We start from the raw sequence: 24,505 nt of genomic DNA, 5'->3' as shown, positions 1-24,505 counted from the left end.
ATGATTATTGCAAAGGACACTTTGAGCAAGCAGGATTTACTGTCTTCCGACCAATGGGGCGACCACAAATTTCAAATGAAGAATGCCATTCGCACCAAGGCCCAGTTGGAAGCCTGGGTAACTCTCAGTGATACAGAATTGAAGGGCATTGAGCAAACAGAGAGCCAGTATAAGTGGATGATTACTCCATATTATGCATCACTGATGGACGAGACCAATGAGAATTGTCCGATTCGGCTGCAAAGCATACCCCACCCAAAAGAAGTTGATGAGAGTAATCAGCAGGAGGATGTAGACCCGGTGGGTGATATGGTTTATATGAAAACCAGACGCGTCGTACATAAGTATCCAAACCGAGTCATATTCCTAGTGTCGGATACTTGCCCAGTTTATTGCAGGCATTGCACTAGAAAGTTTCACACAACTGACAAGTCAGGCAGTTATTATAACAAAGAGCTTCCCGCCTCATATGATCAAGACATAGAGTACATCGCAAACAACAAAAACATCAGCGACGTATTACTTACCGGAGGCGACCCGCTAATTCTTTCCGATAAGCTTTTACATAGCATTATATCTAGGCTCAATGCATTCCCCCACGTAGATTTTGTACGCATTGGCTCACGGTACCCGGTTTTCCTTCCGCAGCGGATAACAGATGATTTTTGTAGGATGTTGTCCGAATTCAAATCGATCTGGTTTAGCACTCATTTCAATCATCCCGTAGAAGTGACTCCTGAAGCCTTAAGCGCGGTAGATAAACTTCTTTCCCACGGTATACCGGTTCAAAACCAGACAGTGCTGTTGCGTGGTGTGAACGACGACGTCGAGACACTTAGAACGCTGAACCGGATGCTGGTGAAAGGCAGGGTAAGGCCTTATTACCTATACCACGCGGACAATGTTCAAGGCGTATCGCACTTTAGGACGTCGATAGAAAAGGGCCTTGAGATTATGCAGCAGCTGCACGGTTATGAAACTGGTTTCAGCGTCCCACAGTATGTTTACACCACTAAACTTGGGAAGATCCCTTTGAATAACCAGTACTTCTACAAACTAGGCTCTAAGAATTTTGTGCTTGGCTATGATCATAAAACGCTTGAAGTTCCCTGAGGTCAACTGACTCGCGAGTGGGTCACTACCTGGAGGCTTTGAAACTAACCAATTTACCATTTCTTCGGTGCTGATATGATATTTGCTAAATTAGACTACTCAATGTTAAGCCCAGAGTCTATTGCTGCTCAATTTAAAGAGGACTTTAGTTTTTCATCTGATGTCACAATATTAGAGCTTCCTAAAGCCAATCAACAGCGACCGACGCCGAAACATTGGAGGGACGACTGCCATTCAAACTACGATGATTTATTTCTTCAACTTTCAAGGCATATTGGTGATGTCTTCGGTTATAGCGACCTGCAGAACGGTAAGCTTATTCAAGAAATATTCCCAATTTTCAAAGATAGAAATAAGCAGTTGGGAAGTGGTTCTGTGCATTTAGAACTGCATACTGAAGACCCCGCTTTACCTTATAGGGCCGATGTACTAGGTTTTTTATGCGTAAGAAACGACGATAAAGTCCCAAACTTGCTGTCTTGCCCAGACTTTTCAGCTGTTGATGCAACACTCAAGCACAGGTTAACTGAGACCCGCTATACCATTCTTTCCGACCGACCCTCTACGATCGGATATAAGCCAACAGCTCTAGAGACGGCGGTATTGCTAGAATCACCTACCGAGGGCTACAGCTTCATTTATGATCCTGTCTATGTTGACTACAGCAAAATGTCTCATTGCGAAGAACTAGATTTTAAGGATTTTATCAAGCTGGTTGAGTCAGCAACCTTTGACTTATCAATGAACGAAGCACAGGTTTTGTTTATCAACAACTATAAGTGCGCTCATGGCAGGCCACAATTTACGCCAAAGTACGATGGAACGGATCGATGGCTGAAAAGAGTACAGATTTCCAAGGATGTGTCTAAACACCTAGACCGGGAGTACAGTCTTGACATTATCACTGATATATAACCGTGCCGCGAGGCTTTCCCGTAGATATACATCCGAGATGCGCGAGAGTTCTCGGCTCTCGCTAGCCTTTGTATCTGGCAATATCGCGCATGTGATTATTGCGACTACAGACGTAATAATGGCAGGATGGATTAGTACCGAGGCGTTAGCTGCGTCGACTTTGGCACAGGGCCTCTACTATCTTCTGTTTTTATTATTCTCCGGGCTACTCATCTCTACCATTCCGTTTATTACTGATGCATTGGGATCTAAGGCAAAAGAAGAACAATATGCGTCTGTATCGACCAGCTGCATTCAGCTCATAGTAGCTGCGTTTTTAATATGCATAGCAATGCTCTATTTTACGAAAGAAATATTAGTTTTTTTTGGCCAGGATCCGCTTTTGTCTCTCGAAGCTCAGAGATACATGAATAGCCTGATGTGGAGCATCGGCCCAGCGATTTTATTTGTACACCTCAGAAATGTGTTATCAATAATGGGATCAGCGCGATATACAGTTATCGCAATTATTATAGCAGCGATATTTAACTTCGTTGCTAACCTAATTCTAATATTTGGTTTTTTGTGGATACCCCCCTTGGGTTTGTTCGGTGCAGGTATCGCCACAACGCTAACAAACATCTTGCTTTGTATATTGCTGGTCTTATTAGGCTTAATTAATCCGCAGTTCAGGGAGCGGCAGCATTGTATAAACCTGACAGTAGTGAGAGGGTGGTTGATGCTGCCTATTTTAAGAAATGGTATTCCGGTCTCTTTAACGCAGGTAAATGACACGCTATTTTTCTTCATCCTCACAATCATAGTGGGTAAGTTTGGAGTCGTTGCGTTGGCTGCTCATGGTATCGCAATGCAAGTTCTTCAAGTCGTATTTACAATACCTAATGGCATTTCTCAAGCTGCTACTACGAGAATAAGCCTCTGCTCGCCTTTGGGTGTGTATTCGCGGCGGACAAGTGACGCCGGGTGGAGTGCTTTATGGCTCGGCTGGATAGTACTCACTGTAATATCTTCTATCCTGATTATTTTTTCCCATGATATTGTTCAGCTATTTGTTGCTCGCGGTGAAGGTGGAGATGACGAGCTCATCAAGCTTTCTAGCCTTTTTGTCTGCATTTTAGGAATATTCCATTTCTTTGATGGAAGTCAAATGGTACTGCTCGGTATATTTAGGGGCTTGAAACAGACCGTCTTTCCGATGTTGCTTTCGATTATTTGTTTTTGGCTAGTGGGGCTACCGCTCGCTCTCTTCTTAGCATTTTGTACTGACCTAGGAGCAGTGGGTGTATGGTGTGGCGTAGGGCTTGGACTTATAGCGCTGTTCTCTCTACTTCTATTTAGATGGATCCGATACAAGGCTCCGGCGCAGGTTGCGGCATGAGAAATCTATACGGCATTCGAGGCATAAATTACATACTGAAACACAGTATATTCGTGATAGCTTGCTTAGTATCACTATCTATATTGCTTATTCTGGCGGTACCGAATGGTTTTTTGTCGATATATTCGGTGTCTTACTGCAGCTTGTTATTTTTTCTTCTCTATTCCATCAGCGCCTGGCCGATTATTCGCTCCCAATTTGATATGCTCAATATCGTCGTACCTTATTCCACCGTGCGACGTTTTAGTAGCTACATCTGCTGGCTCGTTCCGCTCTCCATTTTTACGTTGGTGGCGGGACTCTATAACAGAACTGAATTAGTCGGATTTGGACTTTTAGTATCAAGCCAGTTATTACTACTTTGCCTCATAATCTGGTTATATGCGACGGTTGTGATTTCCTGCAGGTCTGCTCTAAAGTGGCGGGAGCCGGTGCTCACATTATGGTACGAGGCATTAGATGACCTTGGCGATATTGATGATAAAACTCGCGAGTGTATCCTCGATCTAATTGAGTCGGAATTTCATGGAAGAGAATTATCACGCTCTAGCCGCCTATCCAGCGGTTTGCTTAAGCCTGTCATGCCTATACCTTATGCTACGAATATAAATATCAATGGATTTAAGTCGTCGTTCGGCCCCAGAAAGCCTCTTTGGTCTAAAGACGATTTCAGCTTCCTCTCAGGCATTGATACGCTTCTTGCCGAGATGACGCAGGAACTAATCCAGCTCTATGAAAAACACAAGAACACCCAGGAAAAATATCCCTTTCATGGCGATCCTTTGTGGAAATCAGTTCCACTTTATAAAGGAGGTCAAAAAGTTGCTGTATACGCTGACCTCGTTCCAAATACGATTCGCTTTGTCGAGGATGTTGTGCAAGGCGCTACTATCAGAGAGGTTGTGCTTTCAAGCCTAGAACCGGGCGGTCACATCGAGCCGCATCTGGATTATGTTTATCCTATGCTGACGTTACATCTTCCTATCCTTTGTTCTGACGATGGATTATCTGGACTGAGAATCGGGGAAGAGATCGTCAGTTGGAGAACGGGTGAAATAGCAATCATTGACACGACTTTTCAGCATGAGTCTTGGAACCATAGTGAGTGTACTCGTGTAAATCTGATGTTTGATTTCTGGCCTGGGGACCTGAGCCCGTCGGCGAAAGCGTTTTTCACTGAAGTCTACTCGCGGCAGATGCTGCGACACTTAAAATAATTACAGTTGGTGAAAATCATGTCAAATCCGAGCCAGCAGTTATCGAAGGTTTTGAGTGAAGGTCCTAAAATACGTGACTTAATTCAGATGCACGACGGTGAGCTAAACCTTGAGGTCCCGCAGGAAGTTTCTCGCGCGACGATTGACGCCTTAATAAATGGGCACACTGGCTATTGTAATCTTACTGGCATAGATGTTTTAAAAAACGCGTTGATCGAGAGATGCTTTCAACAGCATAGTAAGTTGTGCGACCCGGCCGAAATTTTAGTTTCCAATGGTTCAAGCCAGGCTTTGTTTATGTTGATGAAATGCATATTATCCAACGCAGACGAGGTTCTGATTCCGAATCCATGCTGGCCCGCCTATAGATCTTATATAGAACTTAACGGAGGTATTCCCGTCGATTACGAAATGGGAAATAAGGGTCTCAACATAGTTGAAATTCGTAAGTTGGTGACTCTAAAAACCAAGGCGTTGATTATTAACTCACCTCACAACCCCACTGGCTTGATTCTCAGTCGACAAGATATTCTAGAGTTGACGGCATTATCTCAAGAGTTTGGCTTTCTACTCATCTCCGATGAAGCCTACGAAGGCATCATTTTCGGTAGCGGTGAATATGTTAGCCCTCTGGATCTTATGGCGGACTCTAGCCTGCTGGTGGTTACACGTACGTTCTCAAAACTGCTCTCTATGTCTGGTTTTAGAATAGGCTATATGTTCGCGGATAGAAAAATCATCGACCGATGCTCCACGCTTCAGGGCGTCATGACGGACAATGCGTGTACATTTGCGCAGCACGGTGCCTTGGCAGCTACAGCGTTGCCTAAGAGCATCCTTAAAAAACGTATTGATGAGTTGCAACACCGAGCCTATTACTGCCATCAATTATTAAGCACTACGTTTGACATTGTACGGCCGCAGGGTGGTTTCTTTCTATTTCCTGACATTTCCCGAGTATTGGGTGCTACTTGGAATTCGGATACCCAATTTGTAGACGACCTCCTCAATGTTAAATCCGTTTCGACCACGCCAGGGTCTTCTTACGGTATGAAGGACCATATCCGCATCTCTATTGCTTCCGTTAATGAAGCTGAAATTAAAGAAGCGTGCGGGAGAATTATTGATCTTGTCCACCATCGCTGATTCTCATACGACTGCTGTTACTAGTGTGGAAACCGTTGTCGCTTGGAGGTTCCATGGTTTCATCAGATATTATAGTTGGTCGCGGCATTTATTCTAGGCCAAGACAGCCCCATATCTTACAGCGACCTATGTTCCGGCCTAAAATTTTATTGGTCACTAATTATGTATACTATTGAAAATATAGCGGTAAGTGTTGAAAGCCTCACAGAAAAATTCGAGGTCGAACGTTTCAAGGTTTATACTTTGAATCAAATTGACAAGATTCCTCAGCTTGCTAAATTAGACAGCCGGACTATTTGGGCGATGAAAGTGGTGGCAAGCGTTCTGCCATTTCGAGTCAATGAATATGTCATCAAAGAATTGATCGACTGGCACAATATTCCAAACGACCCTATATACCAGCTTACCTTCCCCCAGAAGGACATGCTGGATAACGAGTCTTTTGATCTAATAGCATCTTTACTTTTAAGGAACTCCGACCGCTCATCCTGTGAGGTCGCGATAAAAGCGGTCAGAGCTAGACTCAATCCCCATCCAGCAGGACAGCTGGAGCGTAATATTCCTTCACTGTCTGGCGTGACAGTAACGGGTGTCCAGCACAAATATCGTGAAACTGTGCTGTTTTTTCCAAGCGCTGGTCAGATTTGCCATAGCTATTGTACTTTTTGTTTCCGTTGGGCCCAATTCACGGGTGACCAATCGCTTAAGATTGCTGCTAAGGAAAACGCCCAGCTATTGGATTATCTTCGGGCCAACCCTAAAGTGACTGATGTTTTAATTACTGGCGGAGATCCGCTAGTTATGAAGACAAGCAATCTATGTGCTTACCTAGAACCTCTTTTGACGCCTGAATTCGAGTACATCCACACTATCCGAATTGGTACGAAGGCGCTTTCTTTCTGGCCTCAGCGATTTGTGACTGACAGCGACGCAGGTGAACTTCTTGATCTATTTAGGAAGATCATCAACAGCGGTAAACACTTAGCGTTAATGGCTCATTATAATCATTGGGCGGAACTTGAGCCTGCCATTGCTCGAGAGGCTATTCTTCGTGTTCGACAAACAGGCGCTCAAATACGTAGCCAGGGCCCGTTGCTGGCTCATATCAATGACTCAGCTGACGTCTGGGCGCGACTCTGGCAGACGCAAATTCAACTAGGCATTATTCCTTACTATATGTTTATCGAGCGTGATACTGGGGCCCGCCGGTATTTTGAAGTCCCTCTTGTATGTGCGTGGGAAATTTACCGGGACGCGGTCAAACAAGTTTCAGGTATTGCCAGGACTGCCAGAGGACCTTCGATGAGCGCAGATCCGGGGAAAGTTGAGGTCTGCGGTTTAGCTGAAATTCGAGGAGAAAAGGTGTTTGTTTTACGTTTTATCCAAGCACGAAACCCGGATTGGGTGCAGAGGCCATTCTTCGCACGATTTGATCCCGATGCTACGTGGTTCGATCAACTAAAACCGGCTTTTGGGGAGACTGCGTTCTTTTTCGAGAGGGAAGTTACTTAACCCGTTTTTGCCAGCGTTGCCGCTGATGATCAAACTGCCAGGCTGGGACAATGTGCTTCCACTCTATACTCTGTGCGCGGTTTTCATGGATCCGCGTTTCATAACCGCAGGACGCGAGATCAACTGGTCGCGGTAGGAATGGCAGTCACCTGCCACCCCCCGCACAGATCCATACGTGCGGAATTACCGCATACGGCTGCTGCCTTGGGTTTTAACGCCGAAGCGGGTTGTATTCGCAACATAAGTAACTGGAAACGCACACGGGGGAGCTACCGCAGACCGCGACAGCTCCCAATGAGGTATGGAGTTCGATTCAGTCGGTAAGCCCAGCAAGATAAGCCCACGGATAAATCCCCCGCTCATGCCCATCGCTGAACACCAGTTGCAGGCCATACCCTTGCGGATTCAGTTCGATCACCTGAACCCGCGCATCCACCAACGGCACCATCCCCCGCAACCGAAATGCCCGGCACTGCGAGCACGGGCACTGCCGGCGCAATTGCGCATGATCCAATAGCTGTTCGCGGCCATCCGGCCAGTTCAGGCGCAACTGCTGTTTACTGCGGGAGTTGCCAATCTCCAGCGGGTTCATTGCAGTTGGCTCAAGGCAATGCGCACGGCCTTGCGCACTTCAGGGTCGCCGTCGTCCTGCGCGGCCTGCAATGGCGCAATGGCCCGTGGATCGTTCAATTCGCCGAGGGCCAACGCGGCTTCCTTGCGCAGGTTGCTGATGGGGTGGCCGAGGGTGTCGATCAGCGCTTCGAGCGCCGGCACAAAACGCAAGCGACCGAGGCTGCGGGTGGCGCGCAGGCGCACCTGCCAGTAATCGTCGTTCAGGGCGTCGATCAGGGCCGGGCCGGCGTCGAGGTGGCCGACCTTGCCCAGGGTGGCGGCGGCTTCCTCGCGGACTTGCCAGGCATCGTCGCGCAAGGCCTGGCGCAGGGCCGGCAGCACCTGTGCGTCAGACGCCAGGCCCAGGGCCCCGGTGGCGGCACGCCGCACGTCGGTGTCCGGGTCGTCACTGGCCAAGCGCGCCAGTGCCGGCAAGGCATCGAGTTGCTTGAGCCAGCCGAGCACGCCCACCGCCTCGCGGCGCACGCTGGCGCTTTCATCAATCAGTGCCCGGGCAGCCGCATCGGCGGCATCGGGGCAACGCAACTCGCGCAACGCCCTGAAGGCGGCGATGCGTACGCCGCTGTCGGCGTGCCCGGTCCACGGCAGGATGACCCGGCCCGCCGCTTCACTCTTGAGCAGGCTGAGGCTTTGCGCAGCGGCCACCTGCACAGCCGGGGATGGATCCGTCAGGGCCTGGCACAACGCCTCGACCACTGGCTCGTCCTCCCAGGCTTCCAGCAACCGCGCGGCTTCGGCGCGAACCTCTGCAATCGGGTCTGCGGCCAGTCGATCGGTCAACCACAGCAGGCCGTCCGGCTCCTCGAGATCGGCCAGTTCGATCAGCGCGATCCGGCGCACACCAGGGTCGTCATCGGTCAGGCGCGGTTGCAGGGCAAGGATGTCGTCGTTATCGGTTACATCGAATAGTGAGGTCATAGGGCAAATCGCGGCAGTTTGGTTTCAGGGGGAAGTCCGAGCGGGTTCAGACGCGGCAGTTGCCGGCCGTCTTCATGCCGCAGGAGTTCGAGGCAATGGCGTTTGAGGTGCGAGAATTCAGGGCGGGTCATCAGTTCCGTGCTGCGCGGCCGGGGGAAGTCCAGGTGCAGGTCTTCGATGATTCGCCCGGGGCGCGAGCTCATGACCAGCAAGCGGTCGGCGAGGAACAGCGCTTCGTCGATGTCATGGGTGACAAACACCACGGTGGTGCGGATGCGCGTCCAGATGTCCAGCAGCAGTTCCTGCATGTTCAATCGGGTCAGGGCATCGAGGGCGCCGAAGGGTTCGTCCATCAGCAACAGGCGCGGACGGCTGACCAGCACCCGGGCGATTTCCACCCGTTGCTGCATGCCGCCGGAGAGCTGATCGGGCCAGCGCCCGGCAAAACCTTCGAGGCCCACCAGGGCGAGGATTTCATCCGCCGCCTTGTGCCGTTCGGCCTTGCCGATGCCTTGCATTTTCAAGCCGAACGCCACATTGTCACGCACCGTGCGCCACGGAAACAGCGTGTGCTGCTGGAACACCATGCCGCGTTGTGGCGATGGCCCCGATACCGGCGCACCATCCACGCTCAAGATGCCGGTGCGCGGTTGCAGGTGACCGGCCAGCGCGCCGAGCAAGGTGGATTTACCGCAACCGGACGGCCCGAGAATGCACACAAACTGACCCGGTTCGATCTGGCAATCGAGGCCCTGCACCGCTTCGAAGGCAGTGTCGCCCTCGCCCAGGCTGATCGACAGCCCGCGAATATCGATACGCCCTTCCAGGTGTTGAAAAACGCTCATCAGGCTTTTCCTCGCGGTCGATGCCAGGGCGTGAACAGCCCGCCCAGACGCTTGGTCAACAGGCTGCTGCCCATCCCGAGCACGCCGATCAGCAACATGCCGACCACGATGTCGGCGTAATTCTGGATGGTGTAGGACTCCCAGGTGTAATAGCCGATGCCGAATTGGCCGGAGATCATTTCCGCCGTCACCAGGCAGAACCACGAGGTGCCCATGCCGATGGCCAGGCCGGTGATGATGCTGGGCGCAGCGCCCGGAAGAACGACCTCCAGCAGGATGGCCCGGCGCCCTGCCCCGAGGCTTTTCGCCGAGGCAATCAGCCGCGGGTCAACGCCTTCGACGCCGTGCACGGTGTTGAGCAGGATCGGGAACAGTGCGCCGGTGAAGGTGATGAACACCATCGACAGTTCCGAGGAGGGAAACATCAGGATCGCCAGGGGAATCCACGCCACGGCCGGGATCGGGCGCAGCACTTCCAGGGGCGGCAGCAACAGATCCTCGGCCCATTTCGAGCGGCCGATGGCCAGACCCAGCGCCACGCCGATGATCAGTGCCGCGAGGTAGCCGGCGAACACCCGGCCGAGGCTGCTGCCCAGGTGCTGCGCGAGCTTGCCGGAGTCGCCGAGGCCGAGGGCGGCTTCAATGACCGCCAAAGGTGTCGGAACGTTGGCGAAGGTCACCAGGCCGAGGTTCCAGTGGTGGCTGGCGGCGAGTTGCCAGAACAGCAGGCAGAGCAGCAAGGATGCGGCCCTGGGAATCCAGCGTGAATAGGATCGGTACACAATTATTCCTCTCAACCCGCCTCCTGTAGGAGCGAGCTTGCTCGCGAAGAACGCCAACAATGACGCGCGCTGTCTGAAGGATCGCGTTATCCGGACGTTTTTCGCGAGCAGGCTCGCTCCTACAGGGGACTGCGGTGCTTTCTCGGTTAGCGAACAGCCACGGCCTGGGCAGTGGCATCGGTAAAGTCAAAGACCTTGCCGCCCTGCGCCGTGGCAAATTGTTGGGCCTGGCCTTTGAGCAGGAACGCGCTCAGTTGCCCTTTCCCATCAGTGGCAAACCACGCCTGATCCGCCAGCAACTTGATCCCGCTGTCGCTGGCCTGGGCGTACACCGCGCGGATGTTCTTGCCTTCCTGTTTCAGCGCTGTCAGCGCGGTAAATGCCGACTCCGCCGAGGCGTACTGGCGGACTTTCGGCTCACCGCGCACCCAGATTTCCGCCACGTGGCTGAAGTCGGTGATGGCTTGGCCGCTGGCGGCATCAACGGCCTTGAGCGGCGCTTGCCCGTAACTGGACAGTTGCGCGCTGTAGTCCAGGTTCGAGGCCTTGAAGGCGGCGCGGATGTATTGGTCGTCGATGAAGGTGTTGAGATCCAGACCGCGATCAGCCTTTTTCAACAACTTGAGGGTATCGATGGCGGTGCCCACGGCCTGACGGTATTCCGGCTTCCAGCTCAGGTCGCGGGTCTGCACACCGAGAGGGCCATGGAACAGGTAATTGACCTCGGCATCGACCCCGGTGACCTTGGCGATCAACTCGCTATATTTCTCCGGCTCAGCCGTCAGCAGCTGGTTGGCTTCGATACTCGCCCGCAGGTAAGCGACGACGATCTCCGGGTACTTTTTCGCATAGGCCTGATCGACCAGTGCACCGTGGAAGGTCGGCGCGTTGGCCTGGGCACCGTCATAAATCTTGCGGGCGAAACCCCGGCTCGGAAACAGCTCGGCGAAGGGCACGAAGTCAGCGTGAGCATCGATCTTGCCGGCCTGCAACGCGGAGCCGGCGACTTCCGGCGGCTGGGCGATGATGTTCACGTCCTTGAGCGGGTCCCAGCCCTGGGCCGCGACGGCGCGCAGCAGCATGCCATGGGCGGTGGAAGCGAACGGCACGGAAATGGTCTTGCCCTTGAGCTCTGCCAGCGACTGCACGCCCGATGCGCTTGGCACCACGATGCCGTTGCCGCTGCCCTTGATGCTGCCCGACAGCACGCTGATGAACAGGCTGTGCTTGCCCGCCGTTTCGAACGCCACGCCGTTGAACGCGCCGGGGAAGTCAGCCATGGCGCCGAAGTCGAGTTTGCCGGCCACCATCTCGTTGGTCAGGGGGGCGCCACTGGTGAAGTTGTTCCACTGCACCTCGTACTGGGCGTCTTTGTAGGGGCCATCGTGGGGCAGGTATTTGTCCAGCAGCCCCAGTTCGCGAATCAACAATCCGCCGGCGGCGCAGTTGATGGTGGTGTCCTGGGTGCCGATGGCAATGCGGATGGTTTCGGCCGAAGCCGACAGGGTGAATGAAGCCAGTACCAGACCGGCCAAAGCTGCACGCAACATCATGAGTGTTTCCCCTCGAATCATTTATTGGATGTTCGTCTCCGCCACGATCAGGGCGTGGTGGGAAACGAGGGGTGTTGTGAATCAGGCGTCCGGTGGTGGCCGGATGGCTTTGAATATTATTTGAGCAGCCCACGATCCACTGTAGGAGTGAGCCTGCTCGCGATGGCGTCCTTTCAGTCAATGGAGATGTCGCCAGTGCTGGCTTCATCGCGAGCAGGCTCGCTCCTACATTGATTTGTGTTCAGCGCAGCAGGTACGGGATTTCGACTTTCACCGCGCCAGTCGGGCAGTCCTTTTCACAGGGCATGCAGTACCAGCATTCGTCGAACGCCATGTAGGCCTTTTGCGTGGCCGGGTTGATGGCCAGCAGGTCCATCGGGCAAACGTCGACGCACACGGTGCAGCCTTTGTGGGCGATGCATTTGTCCTCGTCGACAGTGACGGGGGCGTTGGAACGGAAGAAGATTTCATGGGCTTGATAGGCCATTTCACGGTCTCTCTCTTGGGTGATGCTCAGGCGGCATCCGCACCGACCCGCAGCCGGTCGTAGGCCTGCATCTCGTCGGCATCCAGCGGGATGATGTAAGGCTCGACGGCTTTCTTGAAGCTGCTCATCAAACCGTTTTCGTCTTTCTTCAGGTGGCAGTGGCAGAACCAGTCGCGGTCGTTGCGTTGTGGGTGATCGACGCGATGGTGGTAAAGCCCCCAGCGGCTTTCGGCGCGGAACAATGAAGCGCGGGCGGCCATTTCGGCGCAGTCGCGGATCATGCTGACTTCCATGGCGCGCATCAGTTCATGGGCGTTGTGGGCCTTGATCTGGTCGAGGTCGCGCTGGATGTCGCTGAAGCGTTGCAGGCCGATCTGCATCTTTTTCGTCACTTTCGGCGGTTGCAGGTAGTCGTTGACGAAGCGCCGCAGCTTGTATTCGACCTGGGCCGGCGGCAGGCCATGCTCGCGATCCAGCGGTGCATAGACCCGTTGCTTTTCGGTTTCGACCTGCGTGGCATCCAGCGCTGAAAACTCGCGCCCGGCGACAAAATCCGCCGCGTTGTGGCCGGCGAACCATCCATAGGTGAACGCACCGAGCATGTAGTTGTGCGGCACGGCGGCCATGTCACCGGCCGAGTACAGGCCTTTGACCGAGGTCTCGGCCTTCTCGTTGACCCACACCCCCGACGCCGAATGCCCGCTGCAAAAACCGATTTCCGAGATGTGCATCTCGACCATCTGCGTGCGGTAGTCGGTGCCGCGATTGGCGTGGAACTGGCCGCGACTCGGACGCTCGTTGCTGTGCAGGATCTCTTCGATGTTCTGGATGGTTTCCTCGGCCAGGTGATCGAGCTTGAGGAACACCGGACCATTGCCGCTTTCCAGTTCCTGATGGAACTCCCACATCATCTGCCCGCTCCAGTAGTCGCACTCGATGAAGCGCTCGCCCTTGTTGTTGGCGGTGTAGCCACCCAAGGGGCCGGTGACGTAGGCGCAGGCCGGACCGTTGTAATCCTTGATCAGCGGGTTGATCTGGAAGCATTCCAGGTTCGCCAGCTCGGCCCCGGCGTGGTAGGCCATCGAGTAGCCGTCGCCGGCATTGGTCGGGTTTTCGTAGGTGCCCATCAGGTAGCCCGAGGACGGCAACCCCAGGCGTCCGGCGGCACCGCAGGCGAGGATCACCGCCTTGGCCTTGATCACATGGAAGTCAGCGGTGCGGCAGTCGAAGCCCATCACGCCGTTGACCGCGCCCTCTTCGTCCGTCAGCAATCGGGTGCAGACCAGGCGATTGGTGATGCTCACCCGCGCACGTTTCAACTGCCGATAGAGGACTTTCTTGATGTCGTGCCCTTCCGGCATCGGCAACACGTAGGCGCCCATGTGGTGGACCTTCTTCACTGCGTAGTCGCCGGTTTCGTCCTTCTCGAATTTCACGCCCCAGCGGTCCAGTTGCTCGATCGTCTCGAAGCTGTGGGTGGCATAGGCGTACACCGCGGCCTGGTTGACGATGCCGTCATTGGCGATGGTGATTTCCTTGGTGTACTGCTCTGGCGTCGAATGGCCGGGAATGATCGCGTTGTTCAGGCCGTCCATGCCCATGCTGATCGCGCCGCTGCGCTTGACGTTGGCCTTGTCGATCAACAACACCCGCAGGTCGCGGTTGCGTTCCTTGGCCTTGATCGCCGCCATGGGGCCGGCGGTGCCGCCGCCAATGACAACGATGTCGTATTCCTGCTCCAGCGTGCTGCGCGTCATGCCTGCTCCCCTTTTTGCCGGTCGATCCGCAGGCGGTACTGGAAAGCATCGCCACGGTAGTAAAGGTGTTCGAAGTCCAGTGGCCAACCGTCGACATCGTGGGTCAGGCGTTCGATACGCATGATCGGCGAGCCGGGTTCGACGCTCAGCGCCCGAGTCAGGTCGCTGTCGGCCAGTACCGCATCGATGGCCAGGTCGGCATGCCCCAGGGTCAGGCCGCAGTCGTTTTCCAGGATCTGGAAAATGTCGCGGGTGACCAGGTCGGCTTTTTCAAGGCGTTCACCAATGGCCTTGGGCAGGTAAGTGATTTCCAGGGAAATCGGCTCGCGATTGATCAGGCGCACCCGTTTGATCTGCGCCACGACCTCGCCTTCAGCCACCTGCAAACGCTCGGCGACGAGTTTGTCAGCGGCAATGAATTTGAAGCTGCGCAGGCGGTTGATCACCTCATAGCCGCGACCGGTCATGGACTCGGCCAGGCCTTGCAGGGTGCTGACGTTCTGGAAGGTTTTCGGCTTGGCGACAAAAGTGCCCTTGCCGTGGATCTTGAAGATCAGCCCTTCCTTTTGCAGGTCACCCAAGGCCTGGCGCACGGTGATGCGGCTGACCTTGAACAACGTGCCAAGCTCGCTTTCGGAAGGCATCTGGCTGTCTTGCGGGTATTCGCCGTCGAGGATGCGGGCGCGCAGCACGTCACGCAGCTGGGTGTGCAACGGGACGCTGCTCAGGGATAGAACGTTATCGGTCATGGCGGATCACTTGTTATAACGAGTTATGACGTGATCTTAGAGAAGTCATGACAGACTTGAGAAATACCGAATGCGCATAAGGTTAGAAGTGCAACGCAATCCAAAACTGTAGGAGCGAGCCTGCTCGCGATGGCGGCGGGTCAGTCGATTTCAATGTTGAATGTGAAACCGCTATCGCGAGCAGGCTCGCTCCTACAGGGGATTTGTGTGATCTGAAGATTCAGTGCCGCTTGAGTATCCGGTCCATCACCCAATCGGTCTTCAGCGCCTGCTCGGCCACGGCCGGGTGCTGCGCTTCGCCACGAATATGCGCATTCATGCCCAATACGTGGTGCCACTGAATGTGGGCGTGATGCTCGATGTTCAGGCTGAGGTGCTCATCGGCGTGCAGCTCGATCGGGTGTTCATCGAACACTGAAAAGCTGATCCGGCCTTTGCTGCCAATCACTTCGACCCGGTCTTCGCGACGGTCTGCAACGAAGTTCCAGCAGCCCATCCCCAGTGCCCCGCTGGCAAACCGCCAAGTGGCGCTGACGGCATCTTCGGCCGCGTACAAACCGGCCTGCCGCGCGGTGAACCCGGCGACTTCGACGATATCGCCGAACAGGTACTGAAACAGGTCCAGGCCATGGCTGGCCAGATCGGCGAAGTAGCCACCACCGGCAATCGCAGGATCGGTGCGCCAGTTATCGCTGCCGTTTTGATCCGCTGCCGACGGGGCTTTGGTGAGGGTCCAGCTCAAGTGCCGGACCTCGCCGATCCGCCCGTCCTCCAGCCACTGCCGCACTTGCCGGAAGCGTGGCAGCGAACGTCGGTAATAGGACACGAACAGATGCAGCCCGGCATCGGCAAACACCTGCTGCATTTCACGGCTTTGCCCGGCATTCAGCGCCATCGGTTTTTCCACGCAGCAATGCTTGCCGGCGGCGGCCACCTGCAAGGCATAGGCGTGATGGCTGTCGGGCGGCGTGGCGATGTACACCGCGTCGACTTCGGGATCGTTGATCAGCGCCTGCGCATCGGTGTAGACCCGCACGATGCCGTGGCGCTCGGCGTAGTCGGTGACGGCTTCAAGGCGCCGGCCCATCACCGCCACCAACGCCGATCCGGGCGTCTTGTAGAAGGCCGGCGCGCTTTTGCGTTCAGCGACGCTGCCACAACCGATCATGCCCCAGCGCACCACATTCATAGGTTTTCCTTGCTGCTTAGCCGACACGCAATGCGCGCAGGTCCAGTCGACCGTCCTTGAGCGGCGGGCACCAGTAGTAACCACCGGTGATCGGACGGCTGATGCGGTACAGACCGTCGGTGATGCCGTCTTCCAGGCCACTCATGCGGCGCAGTTGGGCTTCGAAGGCATCGAGGGAAAAACCGAAGGCCAGGAACATCAGGCCGGCGCGGTCGCCTTCGATCCACGGCATCGAACGGCGCACCACGAAGGCCTCGGGCGCAAAGCTTTCCTGGGCGGTGCGTTTGACGTGGGCGGAAACCGGCGCGTCGTCAATCTCTTCGTTATCGCTCAAGCGGCGGCCCATGATGTTGTCTTTTTCATCCGCCGACAGCCCATGGAATCCTTTCAAGTCATGCTGCCACTGCTGGATCGCGGCGAAGCTGCCCCCGACCAGACCGTCCGCGCCCTCACCCACCAGGGCGGCGGCCACGGCGGCTGCGTCGTGGGGGTTCTCGGTGCCGTCTTCGTAGCCGGTCAGGTCATGGCCGCTCATGTGGCGGAAGGTTTCGTTCATCTGTACCAGGCGTAACGCCGGGGCCAGTGCCGCGGTGATGGCGTTGCTGCGGTTGAGCAACTCACCACGGTCTTCACCGTGCAACCAGCACCAGAGCGCGTGCTGGGTAGACGGGTTGTCGACGCCGACACCAGTCAGTGCCGGGAAAGTGCGCAGGCCTTCGATCTGCCCCTCCAGTGCCTTGACCAGGGATTCGCCGAAGCCGACGACCGCCGATTTCCCGTCCACCCGTTGCATCAAGTTGTCGAGTGCAGCCGGCAATGCTTCGGCGGATTCGAGGGCGAAGAACATATGGCGGGCTTGAGGCGGAACGGGGGTGGCGAGAATGCCCGGCTGGTAATGGCTCATATGAACTCCTTGAAAAAGAGCATAGAGTTTAACCGGAGTACGAGGGTTTGTGTGCCGTCAGAGACCACAGAAGCCGCTCGCCACAAAAGATCAAACCGCGCTGGGGCTTTCGTTGCGGAACGCACTCGGGCTCATGCCGGTCCAGCGCTTGAACGCCCGGCGGAAGCTGCGCACGTCGCTGTAGCCGACCTCTTCGGTGATACGTTCGATGGACATGTCCGGGTTGGCCAACAGGCTCATGGTGCGGGCCTGACGCACTTGCTCCAGCAGCGTTTCGAAGGTCAGCGCGTGTTCGGTGAGGCGGCGGCGCAAGGTGCGGCTGCTCATGTTCAGGTCGCCGGCGATTTTCTCGATGTGGCTGCCCTCGGTCAGGTCCCGGGCAATCGCCCGCTCCACGGCCTGGATCAGATCCATTTTCTGGTGCACCTGCGCGGCTTCCAGTTCGAGCAGTTTCACGGCCTGACGCAGGGCCAGGGAGTGGTGATTGGGCAGGTGAACGCCCAGCCAATGCGCCTCGATCACCATGCGGTTTTGCAGGCAACCGAAACGCACGTCCGCCCCCAGCAGGCGCGAATATTCGCCGAGATAGTCCGGCGCGGCATGCATGAACTCCACGGCCATCGGCTTGAAATCCGCCCCGACCAGCGCCCGGCCGTACACCAGCAGGCTGGCGAAAAACTCCTCGACCGCGAACAACTGCACGTCGGCGAACGGCAAGCGGCATTCAACGTCGACAAACACCCGATCCCCCGCCTCCTCCACACTCGACACGACAATGCCGCCAGAGGTGTGTTGATGGCGAATGCCCAGCTCGAACGCATCGCGCAGGGTCTTGCACAGCGACAACACATGCCCCAACAACCCCAGCGTACCGAGCACATTCTGCGCGCCGACCCACAAGCCCAGCCCCTGATTGGGCAAAGCCTTGAGCGCGCGCTGAATCATCGCCACGGCCTGGCGATAGGAAATACGCTGCGCCGGGTCCTGCAGGTCTTCAAAGGTAAACCCCAACCCTCGGCACAGGCTCTGTGGGTGGATGCCTTTTTGCTCGGCGACTTCGGCCAGGGTCTGCAGGAGAAACGGCGACACCAGCGCCAGTTCAAAGGTGGGATCGGTCACTTTCATTTGCATGGGGCCATACATTCCGGGTCGAGCTGCATTCTTATTTTTGTAACCGGTTATGTCGAAGGAAGTTAGCACAGGGTTCGACGGCTGTCCGCAGAAGTCCCCCTAAATGGCCGCCAATACCCTGCCTTGCAGGGCGCAGACAGCTTATTTCTATGTTGCGGCCCTCGTATGGATGCCGGACAGCCCGCTAACAATAATAATGAGTACACCCATGATCCCGACCCGCACGACACTTCCCCTGATGGTCATTGGCCTGGCCGGCGTCTGTGCCCTGCAACCGGCGCTGGCCACCGAGGCTGGCGTGGACAACATCGGCACCGGCACCGACGGCTTTTTCATGTTGCCGCTTTCGCCCGACAGCCTTCCGGAGAACATGGTTGCGTTCAACCTCTACTACAACCACTACAAAGCCACGAAGCTCAACATCAGCTCCCTCGGCGGCAAGGTGCCGAACGTCGAGATCGAGTCCACGGCGGTCATTCCGCGCCTGGACTACCTCAGCCCGGTGCGAGTGTTTGGCGGCCGGCTGGCGGGCTATATCGCGCAGCCCTGGCTCAAGCAGGAGGTCTCGGTGTTCGGCTTGCCGCAGGACACCCGTGAAGGCATGGGTGACACAACGTTTGCGCCGATCATTCTCTGGGACATGGGCCCAGACCTGACCCTCGGCGCCGCCATTGAAGTCACCGTGCCGACCGGCGAATACAGCGTCGATCGCCTGGCCAACACCAGCAACAATTTTTACACCTACAAACCCTTGTTCTCCTTCACCTGGCTGCCGACGGACAGAACCGAGGTGTCGATGAAGACCACCTACAGTTTCAACGGGAAAAACAAGGACACCGATTACAAGTCGGGGCAGATTTTCCACTTCGATTACTCGGCCAGTTTCAAGATCACCGACAACCTGATGCTCGGTTTGAACGGCTACTACCTCAAGCAAACCACCGACGACAAACAATTCGGCCACACCGTGCAGTTCAATGGCCAGGACGTGAACGACGGGGTGCGCGGCCAGGTGTTTGCCATTGGCCCGGCGCTGCACTGGACCTTTCTCGAATACGCCAGCGCGGAGATTCGCTGGGCCAAGGAGTTCGACGTGGAAAACCGGCCTGAAGGGGAAATGCTTTGGGCGAAGGTCAGTATTCCCTATGCGTTTTGACTGAGCTGACGCTATCGCGAGCAGGCTCACTCCCACATTGGAATGCATTCCTAATGTAGGAGTGAGCCTGCTCGCGATAGCGGTTTAACAGACTCAGAATCTTCTTCAGGAATACACAGGCCAGCTCTCCACAATCTTCCCACCCCGAACCGCCAGCAAATCCCCGAACTGCAACAACACCGACTCGGTCTGGATTGGCCGCAAGAACACCTGGTCCTCTACCGTCAGCCCCACCGCCGCCGAACCATTGACCATTTCCTGGTTCGAGCTGCGGCCATACACGCCATTGCTCTGCAACCCCGCTGGCGATTCGAACTCCGCCATCCAGTTACCGCCATAAATGAAATACGTCTCGCGCTGATTGGTGTCCCACCAGGAAAACAGCCTGGACTTTTCATCCAGCGCCGGAATATTCACCTCCCCGGTGCTTTTCAACACCGGCGTGGCGATATAAGCGGCCGGCACATGCTCCGCCAGAGACGGCAAATCATAGTGAGTGGGCTTGAGCATCGCCGTCCCCACCGACACTTCGCTGCTCAGTTGTTCATGCTCATGCATGCGATAGCTCGGGCTCCCGGCCGTGTTGAGGGTCAACCCTTCGCGCCACAAACCGGGGTATTGCTGACGGGTGAAATCGACGCAGCGGTGATAAATCACCATCACCTTGGCGAACAGTTCCTCGGGCGAGCCCAGAATCCCCGGCACACCCATGCCCACGAACGGGTCGTAGCCCATGAACCCGGCGAATTCCAGGTGCTGCGGGTGCTGGCTGATCAGCGCCAGCATCTGCCCGAGTACGCCAAGGTCGCTGACGCCACCGCGATGCAGCCCGACATCCAGTTCGATGTTCACCCGTATTCGCGTGCCCAGCCCCTGCGCCAGGGCGAGGTATTGCTGCATTCGCTGTGGTGTATCGAGCAGCCATTGCAATTGCCTGGAAGGGTCAAAAGGCCCCTTGTGCGATTGATAGAACAGCTCGGCTGACCGCACCGGCAGCGGCTTGCCCAACAGAATGTCGGCCTCGGCAAACTGCACGGCGTCATGATTGAGAAAGGGTTGGTGAAACGACATCAGCCGTCGGGTGCCGGCGCGCTGGGCGATGTAGGCCAGGAGCCCCGGTGCCGGCAGTGATTTTTCCACCAGGCGCAGGTGCTTGCCGGCGCGCTTGACCGATTGCATCACCACATCGATGTTGTGATCCAGCCGATCAAGGTCGATCAGCATCACCGGTCGCATCGGCCCGTGGTCCTTGAGTTCGCGGTTCAGCGTACGGAAGTAATCGCTGTACGGCGCGCCTCGGTCACCCGGCCGCAGCCACGCCCCGACACCCACCAACAAGGCGCCGACGCCTGCGCTGCCAAGCAAGAAATTGCGGCGATTGACGGCCATCAGTTCACCCCCAGAATGGAAGACAGATGCGCGTTGAGAAATTTGCCGCTGGGGTCGAGCGCCTGCCGCACCTGGCTGAATTCCTGCCAGCGCGGGTACAGCGGCCGCAGGTTTTTCGCGTTCAGCGTGTGCAACTTGCCCCAGTGGGGCCGGCCGTTGTACTTCCAGAAAATCGGCTCGATGGCGGCGAAGAAATTGTGATGATCCATCTGGTAATGCTGGTGCACCGAAATCGAACAGCTGTCGCGGCCTTCGAACATGCTCAGGGGGATGTCGTCGGCCTTGACGTACCGGTATTCAATAGGAAACCAGGTGCGCAGGTCCTTGTCCTGGATCAGTTTGAGGATCTCGCGCAAACAGGCCGGGCCGTATTCGGCCGGTACGGAATATTCCATTTCGTTGAAACGCACCGTGCGCACGTTGGCGTAGATGTCGAACGAGTCGCCCACCCGATCATCGAAACTGGCCAGGTGGCGCAGGCTGTTGAGCAGGGTGCGGCGCAGGTCCGGGAAGTCGCTGGCGTATTTGTCGATTTTCTCGATCAGCGTGACGAATTCGTTGCCGCCCTCCTCATCCGCCGGCACCGGCGGTGTGGCCGGGTCGGTGGTTTCGTTCAGGGCGATCGACAAGGCGTAGTCGGAATGGGTCACCACGAGCATTTCCCAGTGCTGGTTTTCCCGGGTGTTCTTGTCCAGGTCTTCCAGCAGCTCTTCGGTTTTAGCGATCCATTGGCGCTCCCGCAGGCGATAGGCCGGGCGATTTTGCAGACGAATTTTCGTGGCCACCCCGAGCGCGCCGAGCGATACCCGGGCGGCGTTGAACACTTCAGGATGACGCGTGCTGTCGCAGTCCACTACCTCGCCGCTGGCGGTCACCAACTGCATGCCGCAGACATGCGCCGAACAGGATTGAAAGTGCTTGCCAGTACCGTGGGTCGAGGTCGAGATCGCGCCCGCCAGGGTCTGGTAATCGATGTCGGCCATGTTCTGCAGGGCCTGGCCGATGTCCTTGAGCGGCGTGCCCATGCGCGACATCGGCGTGCCGGCGGCGAACTCGGCCTGCAGGGTTTGCGCATCGTGATCGAGCAAACCTGTGAAATAGCTCAGCGACAGCAAGGTACCGTCGGTGGGCACCAGCGCACTGAAGGAATGCGCCGAGCCCACCGGCCGAATCTTGCCGGGGGCTTGGCGCACCACGTGTGTCAACTCATCCAGGTTCTTGGGCGCCAGCCGCGCCGCCGGCAGGCAACTCTGGCCGCCCGACCAATTGCGCCAGGGAATCAGGCGCGGTGCGCGCAGCAGCTCGGCCAGTGCCGGTGTTGAGCCGAGCGCGGTAAAGGCGCCGATGACGCTCGCCCGTTGCAACAACTGACGCCGTGTCAGGTCCATCGTCATGAATCGCACCTTGCCGTTCTTGTCATTGGATGGGCTGGCCGGACATAAAGGCAATCAGCGCCAGGAACTGTTCTTGCGAACACTGCATGCACATGCCCATCGGCGGCATGCCGTTGTAACCGTTGATCGCGTGGTCGAGCAGCGTGTCGGCGCCCTGCAATACCCGTGGTTGCCAGGCCTTGATGTCGCCGGTCAGCGGCGCCCCGGCCGCCGGGTTGGCATGGCAAAGCTTGCAGCTGTTGTCGTAGACCTGCGCCAGCTCGGCGTCGGCGGGCCTCGCGGTGCCTGCTTCGCTGCGGGTCGGCGGGTTGTCCGGCGCTTCGCCGCACCCCGCCAGCAACGCCGCAAAGACGCACCCCACCAAGGCCAAACAAAGGCTAGGCTTTTCAGTTAATCGGCATGCCCGCATGGCTGTTCTCTCATTGGCTGCCCGGCCAGTCGGGCACAGCCTTTTTTGTTGTGATCAAGGAGAGTCAACATTAAGGCACCCCGCGCGGGCGGGTTGAGGGCATTGGGGGCCAACAAGGGGAGCTTCTGAGGCCATGACGCAAGGCCCGATAAATCCCCGAACACCACGCTGTGCGGAAAAACGCTGAGATGAGTCATGACAAGCGTTGCCGAGGTCTGCTAAAACGATTCATCAGTGCATCACCCAATCCAGAGGGGTAGCGACATGACCACAGCCAATATTCTCCAGAACCTGTTCCCAAGCCCCGCCGAGATCCCGGAAAAGTACCGCCTCGGCGGCCAGACCGAGCAGCGCGAGTACCTGGTCGATGGCGAACTCAGAACCTGGAACGGGCCGCTGGCCCAGGTCCGCAGCCCGGTGTACGTGGCAGGCCCGAATGGCGATGAGCAGGTGATCCTCGGCAGCACGCCGCTGCTGGATGCCGACACCGCCTTGACCGCCCTCGACGCCGCGGTCCGTGCCTACGACCGCGGCCAGGGCCTGTGGCCGACCATGCGCGTGGCCGAACGCATCCAGCACGTCGAAACCTTCCTGGGGCGCATGCGCGAGCAGCGCGACGCCGTGGTCAAGTTGCTGATGTGGGAAATCGGCAAGAACCTCAAGGACTCGGAAAAGGAATTCGACCGTACCTGCGACTACATCGTCGACACCATCAACGCGCTGAAGGAACTCGACCGCCGCTCCAGCCGTTTCGAACTGGAACAGGACACCCTCGGCCAGATCCGTCGCGTGCCGATGGGCGTGGCCCTGTGCATGGGGCCATACAACTATCCGTTGAACGAAACCTTCACCACGCTGATCCCGGCGCTGATCATGGGCAATACCGTGGTGTTCAAACCGGCCAAGCTCGGCGTGCTGCTGATTCGCCCGCTGCTGGAAGCCTTCCGCGACAGCTTTCCGACCGGAGTGATCAACGTCATCTACGGCAGCGGCCGCGAGACGGTCAGTGCGTTGATGGCCAGCGGCAAGATCGACATCTTTGCCTTCATTGGCACCAACAAGGCCGCCAGTGACCTGAAAAAACTCCATCCGAGACCCCACCGCTTGCGCGCGGCGCTGGGCCTGGATGCGAAAAACCCTGGGATAGTCCTGCCGGAAGTGGATCTGGACAATGCGGTCAGTGAAGCGGTGACCGGTTCGCTGTCGTTCAATGGCCAGCGCTGCACCGCGCTGAAGATCCTGTTTGTCCACGAAGACGTGGTCGAGTCCTTCATCGACAAATTCAACGCCAGGCTCGCCAACCTCAAACCCGGCATGCCCTGGGAAAGCGGCGTAGCCCTGACACCACTGCCCGAATCGAGCAAGGTCGACTATCTGCATTCTCTGGTGGCGGATGCTGAAAGCAAAGGCGCCAAAGTGGTCAATCCCAACGGTGGCGAGGCTCGTGCGTCGTTCTTCTACCCGGCGGTGCTGTACCCGGTCACGCCGCAGATGCGCGTTTATCAGGAAGAACAGTTCGGCCCGGTCATCCCCATCGTGCCGTACCGTCATCTGGATACCGTGATCGACTACGTGCTGGAGTCGGACTTCGGCCAGCAATTGAGCATCTTCGGCACCAACCCGGTGGCGGTCGGCCGGCTGGTGGACACCTTCGCCAATCAGGTCGGGCGCATCAACCTCAATGCCCAGTGCCAGCGCGGCCCGGACACCTATCCCTTCAATGGTCGCAAGAACTCGGCCGAAGGCACCTTGTCGGTCCATGACGCACTGCGGGTGTTTTCGATCCGCACATTGGTGGCCACCAAATTCCAGGAGACCAACAAGGACCTGATCAGCGAGATCATCAGCGGCCGCAGTTCGAGCTTCCTGACCACCGACTACATCTTCTGAGTCATTGGACGGTCAGGCCATTACCGCCGACGAACATC

The 24,505-nt window shown here is 56.6% G+C and carries 22 protein-coding genes and 1 pseudogene; 8 read left to right on the top strand and 15 right to left on the bottom strand.

The genetic code is table 11. The features are described from left to right. The 6 genes from blsG (at nucleotide 1) to BSF44_RS00875 (ending at nucleotide 7,281) form a co-directional block, all read left to right on the top strand. Nucleotides 1-1,113 carry an arginine 2,3-aminomutase gene (gene blsG, locus BSF44_RS00900; RefSeq protein ID WP_095941856.1) on the top strand — a complete coding sequence of 371 codons (1,113 nt, stop codon included), beginning with the start codon at nucleotides 1-3 and terminating at the stop codon, nucleotides 1,111-1,113. A 75-nt stretch (nucleotides 1,114-1,188) separates the two neighbouring features. Further along, nucleotides 1,189-2,028: a hypothetical protein gene (locus BSF44_RS29375; protein WP_141249976.1), complete on the top strand. Its 840-nt coding sequence runs from the start codon at nucleotides 1,189-1,191 to the stop codon at nucleotides 2,026-2,028. Further along, nucleotides 2,006-3,406 (top strand): MATE family efflux transporter, encoded by a 1,401-nt coding sequence (locus BSF44_RS00890; protein ID WP_141249975.1) that lies wholly within the window; start codon nucleotides 2,006-2,008, stop codon nucleotides 3,404-3,406. The genes BSF44_RS29375 and BSF44_RS00890 overlap by 23 nt, the downstream gene beginning before the upstream one ends. 128 nt (nucleotides 3,407-3,534) lie before the next feature. Then, entirely contained in the window at nucleotides 3,535-4,623 is a 1,089-nt protein-coding gene (locus tag BSF44_RS00885) for an aspartyl/asparaginyl beta-hydroxylase domain-containing protein (RefSeq protein WP_172435285.1), read from the top strand. Between the two features lie 18 nt (nucleotides 4,624-4,641). Beyond that, the gene (locus BSF44_RS00880; RefSeq protein ID WP_095941852.1) at nucleotides 4,642-5,769 is read left to right on the top strand and encodes a pyridoxal phosphate-dependent aminotransferase; all 1,128 of its coding nucleotides are present in this window, start codon (nucleotides 4,642-4,644) and stop codon (nucleotides 5,767-5,769) included. 162 nt (nucleotides 5,770-5,931) lie between these two features. Then, nucleotides 5,932-7,281, top strand: a complete 1,350-nt coding sequence (locus BSF44_RS00875) for a KamA family radical SAM protein (RefSeq protein WP_218194537.1) — start codon at nucleotides 5,932-5,934, stop codon at nucleotides 7,279-7,281. 7 nt (nucleotides 7,282-7,288) lie between these two features. Here BSF44_RS00875 and BSF44_RS30580 read toward each other — a convergent pair. The 12 genes and pseudogenes from BSF44_RS30580 to BSF44_RS00820 all read right to left on the bottom strand — a co-directional run. Then, nucleotides 7,289-7,405 (bottom strand): annotated as a pseudogene (locus BSF44_RS30580) (deoxyribonuclease); the annotation flags it as partial. Nucleotides 7,406-7,594: 189 nt separating this feature from the next. Beyond that, complete coding sequence (locus BSF44_RS00870) at nucleotides 7,595-7,873, bottom strand: gamma-butyrobetaine hydroxylase-like domain-containing protein (RefSeq protein WP_095941851.1); 279 nt, start codon at nucleotides 7,871-7,873, stop codon at nucleotides 7,595-7,597. Then, nucleotides 7,870-8,832 carry a HEAT repeat domain-containing protein gene (locus tag BSF44_RS00865; RefSeq protein ID WP_095941850.1) on the bottom strand — a complete coding sequence of 321 codons (963 nt, stop codon included), beginning with the start codon at nucleotides 8,830-8,832 and terminating at the stop codon, nucleotides 7,870-7,872. Before BSF44_RS00865 ends, BSF44_RS00870 begins: the two co-directional genes overlap by 4 nt. Then, nucleotides 8,829-9,677: an ABC transporter ATP-binding protein gene (locus BSF44_RS00860; RefSeq protein WP_095941849.1), complete on the bottom strand. Its 849-nt coding sequence runs from the start codon at nucleotides 9,675-9,677 to the stop codon at nucleotides 8,829-8,831. Before BSF44_RS00860 ends, BSF44_RS00865 begins: the two co-directional genes overlap by 4 nt. Continuing rightward, nucleotides 9,677-10,459 carry an ABC transporter permease gene (locus BSF44_RS00855; protein WP_095941848.1) on the bottom strand — a complete coding sequence of 261 codons (783 nt, stop codon included), beginning with the start codon at nucleotides 10,457-10,459 and terminating at the stop codon, nucleotides 9,677-9,679. The genes BSF44_RS00860 and BSF44_RS00855 overlap by 1 nt, the downstream gene beginning before the upstream one ends. 146 nt (nucleotides 10,460-10,605) lie before the next feature. Next, complete coding sequence (locus tag BSF44_RS00850; protein ID WP_172435284.1) at nucleotides 10,606-12,012, bottom strand: ABC transporter substrate-binding protein; 1,407 nt, start codon at nucleotides 12,010-12,012, stop codon at nucleotides 10,606-10,608. A 241-nt stretch (nucleotides 12,013-12,253) separates the two neighbouring features. After that, the gene (locus BSF44_RS00845) at nucleotides 12,254-12,499 is read right to left on the bottom strand and encodes a ferredoxin family protein (protein ID WP_095941847.1); all 246 of its coding nucleotides are present in this window, start codon (nucleotides 12,497-12,499) and stop codon (nucleotides 12,254-12,256) included. A gap of 26 nt (nucleotides 12,500-12,525) precedes the next feature. Continuing rightward, on the bottom strand, nucleotides 12,526-14,256 hold the full coding sequence (locus BSF44_RS00840; RefSeq protein WP_095941846.1) for a fumarate reductase/succinate dehydrogenase flavoprotein subunit: 1,731 nt from the start codon (nucleotides 14,254-14,256) through the stop codon (nucleotides 12,526-12,528). Next, nucleotides 14,253-15,005, bottom strand: a complete 753-nt coding sequence (locus BSF44_RS00835) for a GntR family transcriptional regulator (RefSeq protein WP_095941845.1) — start codon at nucleotides 15,003-15,005, stop codon at nucleotides 14,253-14,255. Before BSF44_RS00835 ends, BSF44_RS00840 begins: the two co-directional genes overlap by 4 nt. Nucleotides 15,006-15,225: 220 nt before the next feature. Continuing rightward, a complete protein-coding gene (locus BSF44_RS00830; protein ID WP_095941844.1) occupies nucleotides 15,226-16,194 on the bottom strand; it encodes a Gfo/Idh/MocA family protein in 969 nt (322 codons plus the stop codon). Between the two features lie 16 nt (nucleotides 16,195-16,210). Next, complete coding sequence (locus BSF44_RS00825) at nucleotides 16,211-17,098, bottom strand: Dyp-type peroxidase (RefSeq protein ID WP_095941843.1); 888 nt, start codon at nucleotides 17,096-17,098, stop codon at nucleotides 16,211-16,213. Nucleotides 17,099-17,188: 90 nt separating this feature from the next. Beyond that, entirely contained in the window at nucleotides 17,189-18,229 is a 1,041-nt protein-coding gene (locus BSF44_RS00820; protein ID WP_095941842.1) for an AraC family transcriptional regulator, read from the bottom strand. A gap of 238 nt (nucleotides 18,230-18,467) precedes the next feature. Here BSF44_RS00820 and BSF44_RS00815 point away from each other — a divergent pair, with 238 nt between their 5' ends. Continuing rightward, complete coding sequence (locus BSF44_RS00815; protein WP_371918206.1) at nucleotides 18,468-19,385, top strand: transporter; 918 nt, start codon at nucleotides 18,468-18,470, stop codon at nucleotides 19,383-19,385. Between the two features lie 105 nt (nucleotides 19,386-19,490). Here the strand turns inward: BSF44_RS00815 and BSF44_RS00810 are convergent, their stop codons facing one another. The 3 genes from BSF44_RS00810 to BSF44_RS00800 form a co-directional block, all read right to left on the bottom strand. After that, nucleotides 19,491-20,699, bottom strand: a complete 1,209-nt coding sequence (locus BSF44_RS00810) for a DSD1 family PLP-dependent enzyme (RefSeq protein WP_172435289.1) — start codon at nucleotides 20,697-20,699, stop codon at nucleotides 19,491-19,493. 74 nt (nucleotides 20,700-20,773) lie between these two features. Then, nucleotides 20,774-22,168, bottom strand: a complete 1,395-nt coding sequence (locus BSF44_RS00805; RefSeq protein ID WP_095941839.1) for a D-arabinono-1,4-lactone oxidase — start codon at nucleotides 22,166-22,168, stop codon at nucleotides 20,774-20,776. Nucleotides 22,169-22,190: 22 nt separating this feature from the next. Beyond that, nucleotides 22,191-22,577, bottom strand: coding sequence for a cytochrome c5 family protein (locus BSF44_RS00800; protein ID WP_095941838.1), 387 nt, complete (start codon nucleotides 22,575-22,577; stop codon nucleotides 22,191-22,193). A 264-nt stretch (nucleotides 22,578-22,841) separates the two neighbouring features. Between BSF44_RS00800 and BSF44_RS00795 the strand changes: the two genes are divergently transcribed. Next, the gene (locus BSF44_RS00795; RefSeq protein WP_095941837.1) at nucleotides 22,842-24,467 is read left to right on the top strand and encodes an NADP-dependent glyceraldehyde-3-phosphate dehydrogenase; all 1,626 of its coding nucleotides are present in this window, start codon (nucleotides 22,842-22,844) and stop codon (nucleotides 24,465-24,467) included. Nucleotides 24,468-24,505: the final 38 nt, after the last annotated feature.

Origin of the sequence: Pseudomonas sp. ACN8 (genome assembly GCF_002303925.1) — a bacterium.
Classification (GTDB): Bacteria; Pseudomonadota; Gammaproteobacteria; order Pseudomonadales; family Pseudomonadaceae; genus Aquipseudomonas.
This window is presented reverse-complemented; position numbering and strand designations above follow the sequence as displayed.

What these genes read in the sequence shown, in the direction of transcription:
- blsG (WP_095941856.1), top strand. Translation starts at nt 1, where the DNA reads ATGATTATTGCAAAGGACACTTTGAGCAAGCAGGATTTACTGTCTTCC.
- BSF44_RS29375 (WP_141249976.1), top strand. Translation starts at nt 1,189, where the DNA reads ATGATATTTGCTAAATTAGACTACTCAATGTTAAGCCCAGAGTCTATT.
- BSF44_RS00880 (WP_095941852.1), top strand. Translation starts at nt 4,642, where the DNA reads ATGTCAAATCCGAGCCAGCAGTTATCGAAGGTTTTGAGTGAAGGTCCT.
- BSF44_RS00875 (WP_218194537.1), top strand. Translation starts at nt 5,932, where the DNA reads ATGTATACTATTGAAAATATAGCGGTAAGTGTTGAAAGCCTCACAGAA.
- BSF44_RS00870 (WP_095941851.1), bottom strand. Translation starts at nt 7,873, where the DNA reads ATGAACCCGCTGGAGATTGGCAACTCCCGCAGTAAACAGCAGTTGCGC.
- BSF44_RS00865 (WP_095941850.1), bottom strand. Translation starts at nt 8,832, where the DNA reads ATGACCTCACTATTCGATGTAACCGATAACGACGACATCCTTGCCCTG.
- BSF44_RS00860 (WP_095941849.1), bottom strand. Translation starts at nt 9,677, where the DNA reads ATGAGCGTTTTTCAACACCTGGAAGGGCGTATCGATATTCGCGGGCTG.
- BSF44_RS00850 (WP_172435284.1), bottom strand. Translation starts at nt 12,012, where the DNA reads ATGATGTTGCGTGCAGCTTTGGCCGGTCTGGTACTGGCTTCATTCACC.
- BSF44_RS00845 (WP_095941847.1), bottom strand. Translation starts at nt 12,499, where the DNA reads ATGGCCTATCAAGCCCATGAAATCTTCTTCCGTTCCAACGCCCCCGTC.
- BSF44_RS00840 (WP_095941846.1), bottom strand. Translation starts at nt 14,256, where the DNA reads ATGACGCGCAGCACGCTGGAGCAGGAATACGACATCGTTGTCATTGGC.
- BSF44_RS00835 (WP_095941845.1), bottom strand. Translation starts at nt 15,005, where the DNA reads ATGACCGATAACGTTCTATCCCTGAGCAGCGTCCCGTTGCACACCCAG.
- BSF44_RS00830 (WP_095941844.1), bottom strand. Translation starts at nt 16,194, where the DNA reads ATGAATGTGGTGCGCTGGGGCATGATCGGTTGTGGCAGCGTCGCTGAA.
- BSF44_RS00825 (WP_095941843.1), bottom strand. Translation starts at nt 17,098, where the DNA reads ATGAGCCATTACCAGCCGGGCATTCTCGCCACCCCCGTTCCGCCTCAA.
- BSF44_RS00820 (WP_095941842.1), bottom strand. Translation starts at nt 18,229, where the DNA reads ATGCAAATGAAAGTGACCGATCCCACCTTTGAACTGGCGCTGGTGTCG.
- BSF44_RS00815 (WP_371918206.1), top strand. Translation starts at nt 18,468, where the DNA reads ATGGTCATTGGCCTGGCCGGCGTCTGTGCCCTGCAACCGGCGCTGGCC.
- BSF44_RS00805 (WP_095941839.1), bottom strand. Translation starts at nt 22,168, where the DNA reads ATGACGATGGACCTGACACGGCGTCAGTTGTTGCAACGGGCGAGCGTC.
- BSF44_RS00800 (WP_095941838.1), bottom strand. Translation starts at nt 22,577, where the DNA reads ATGCGGGCATGCCGATTAACTGAAAAGCCTAGCCTTTGTTTGGCCTTG.
- BSF44_RS00795 (WP_095941837.1), top strand. Translation starts at nt 22,842, where the DNA reads ATGACCACAGCCAATATTCTCCAGAACCTGTTCCCAAGCCCCGCCGAG.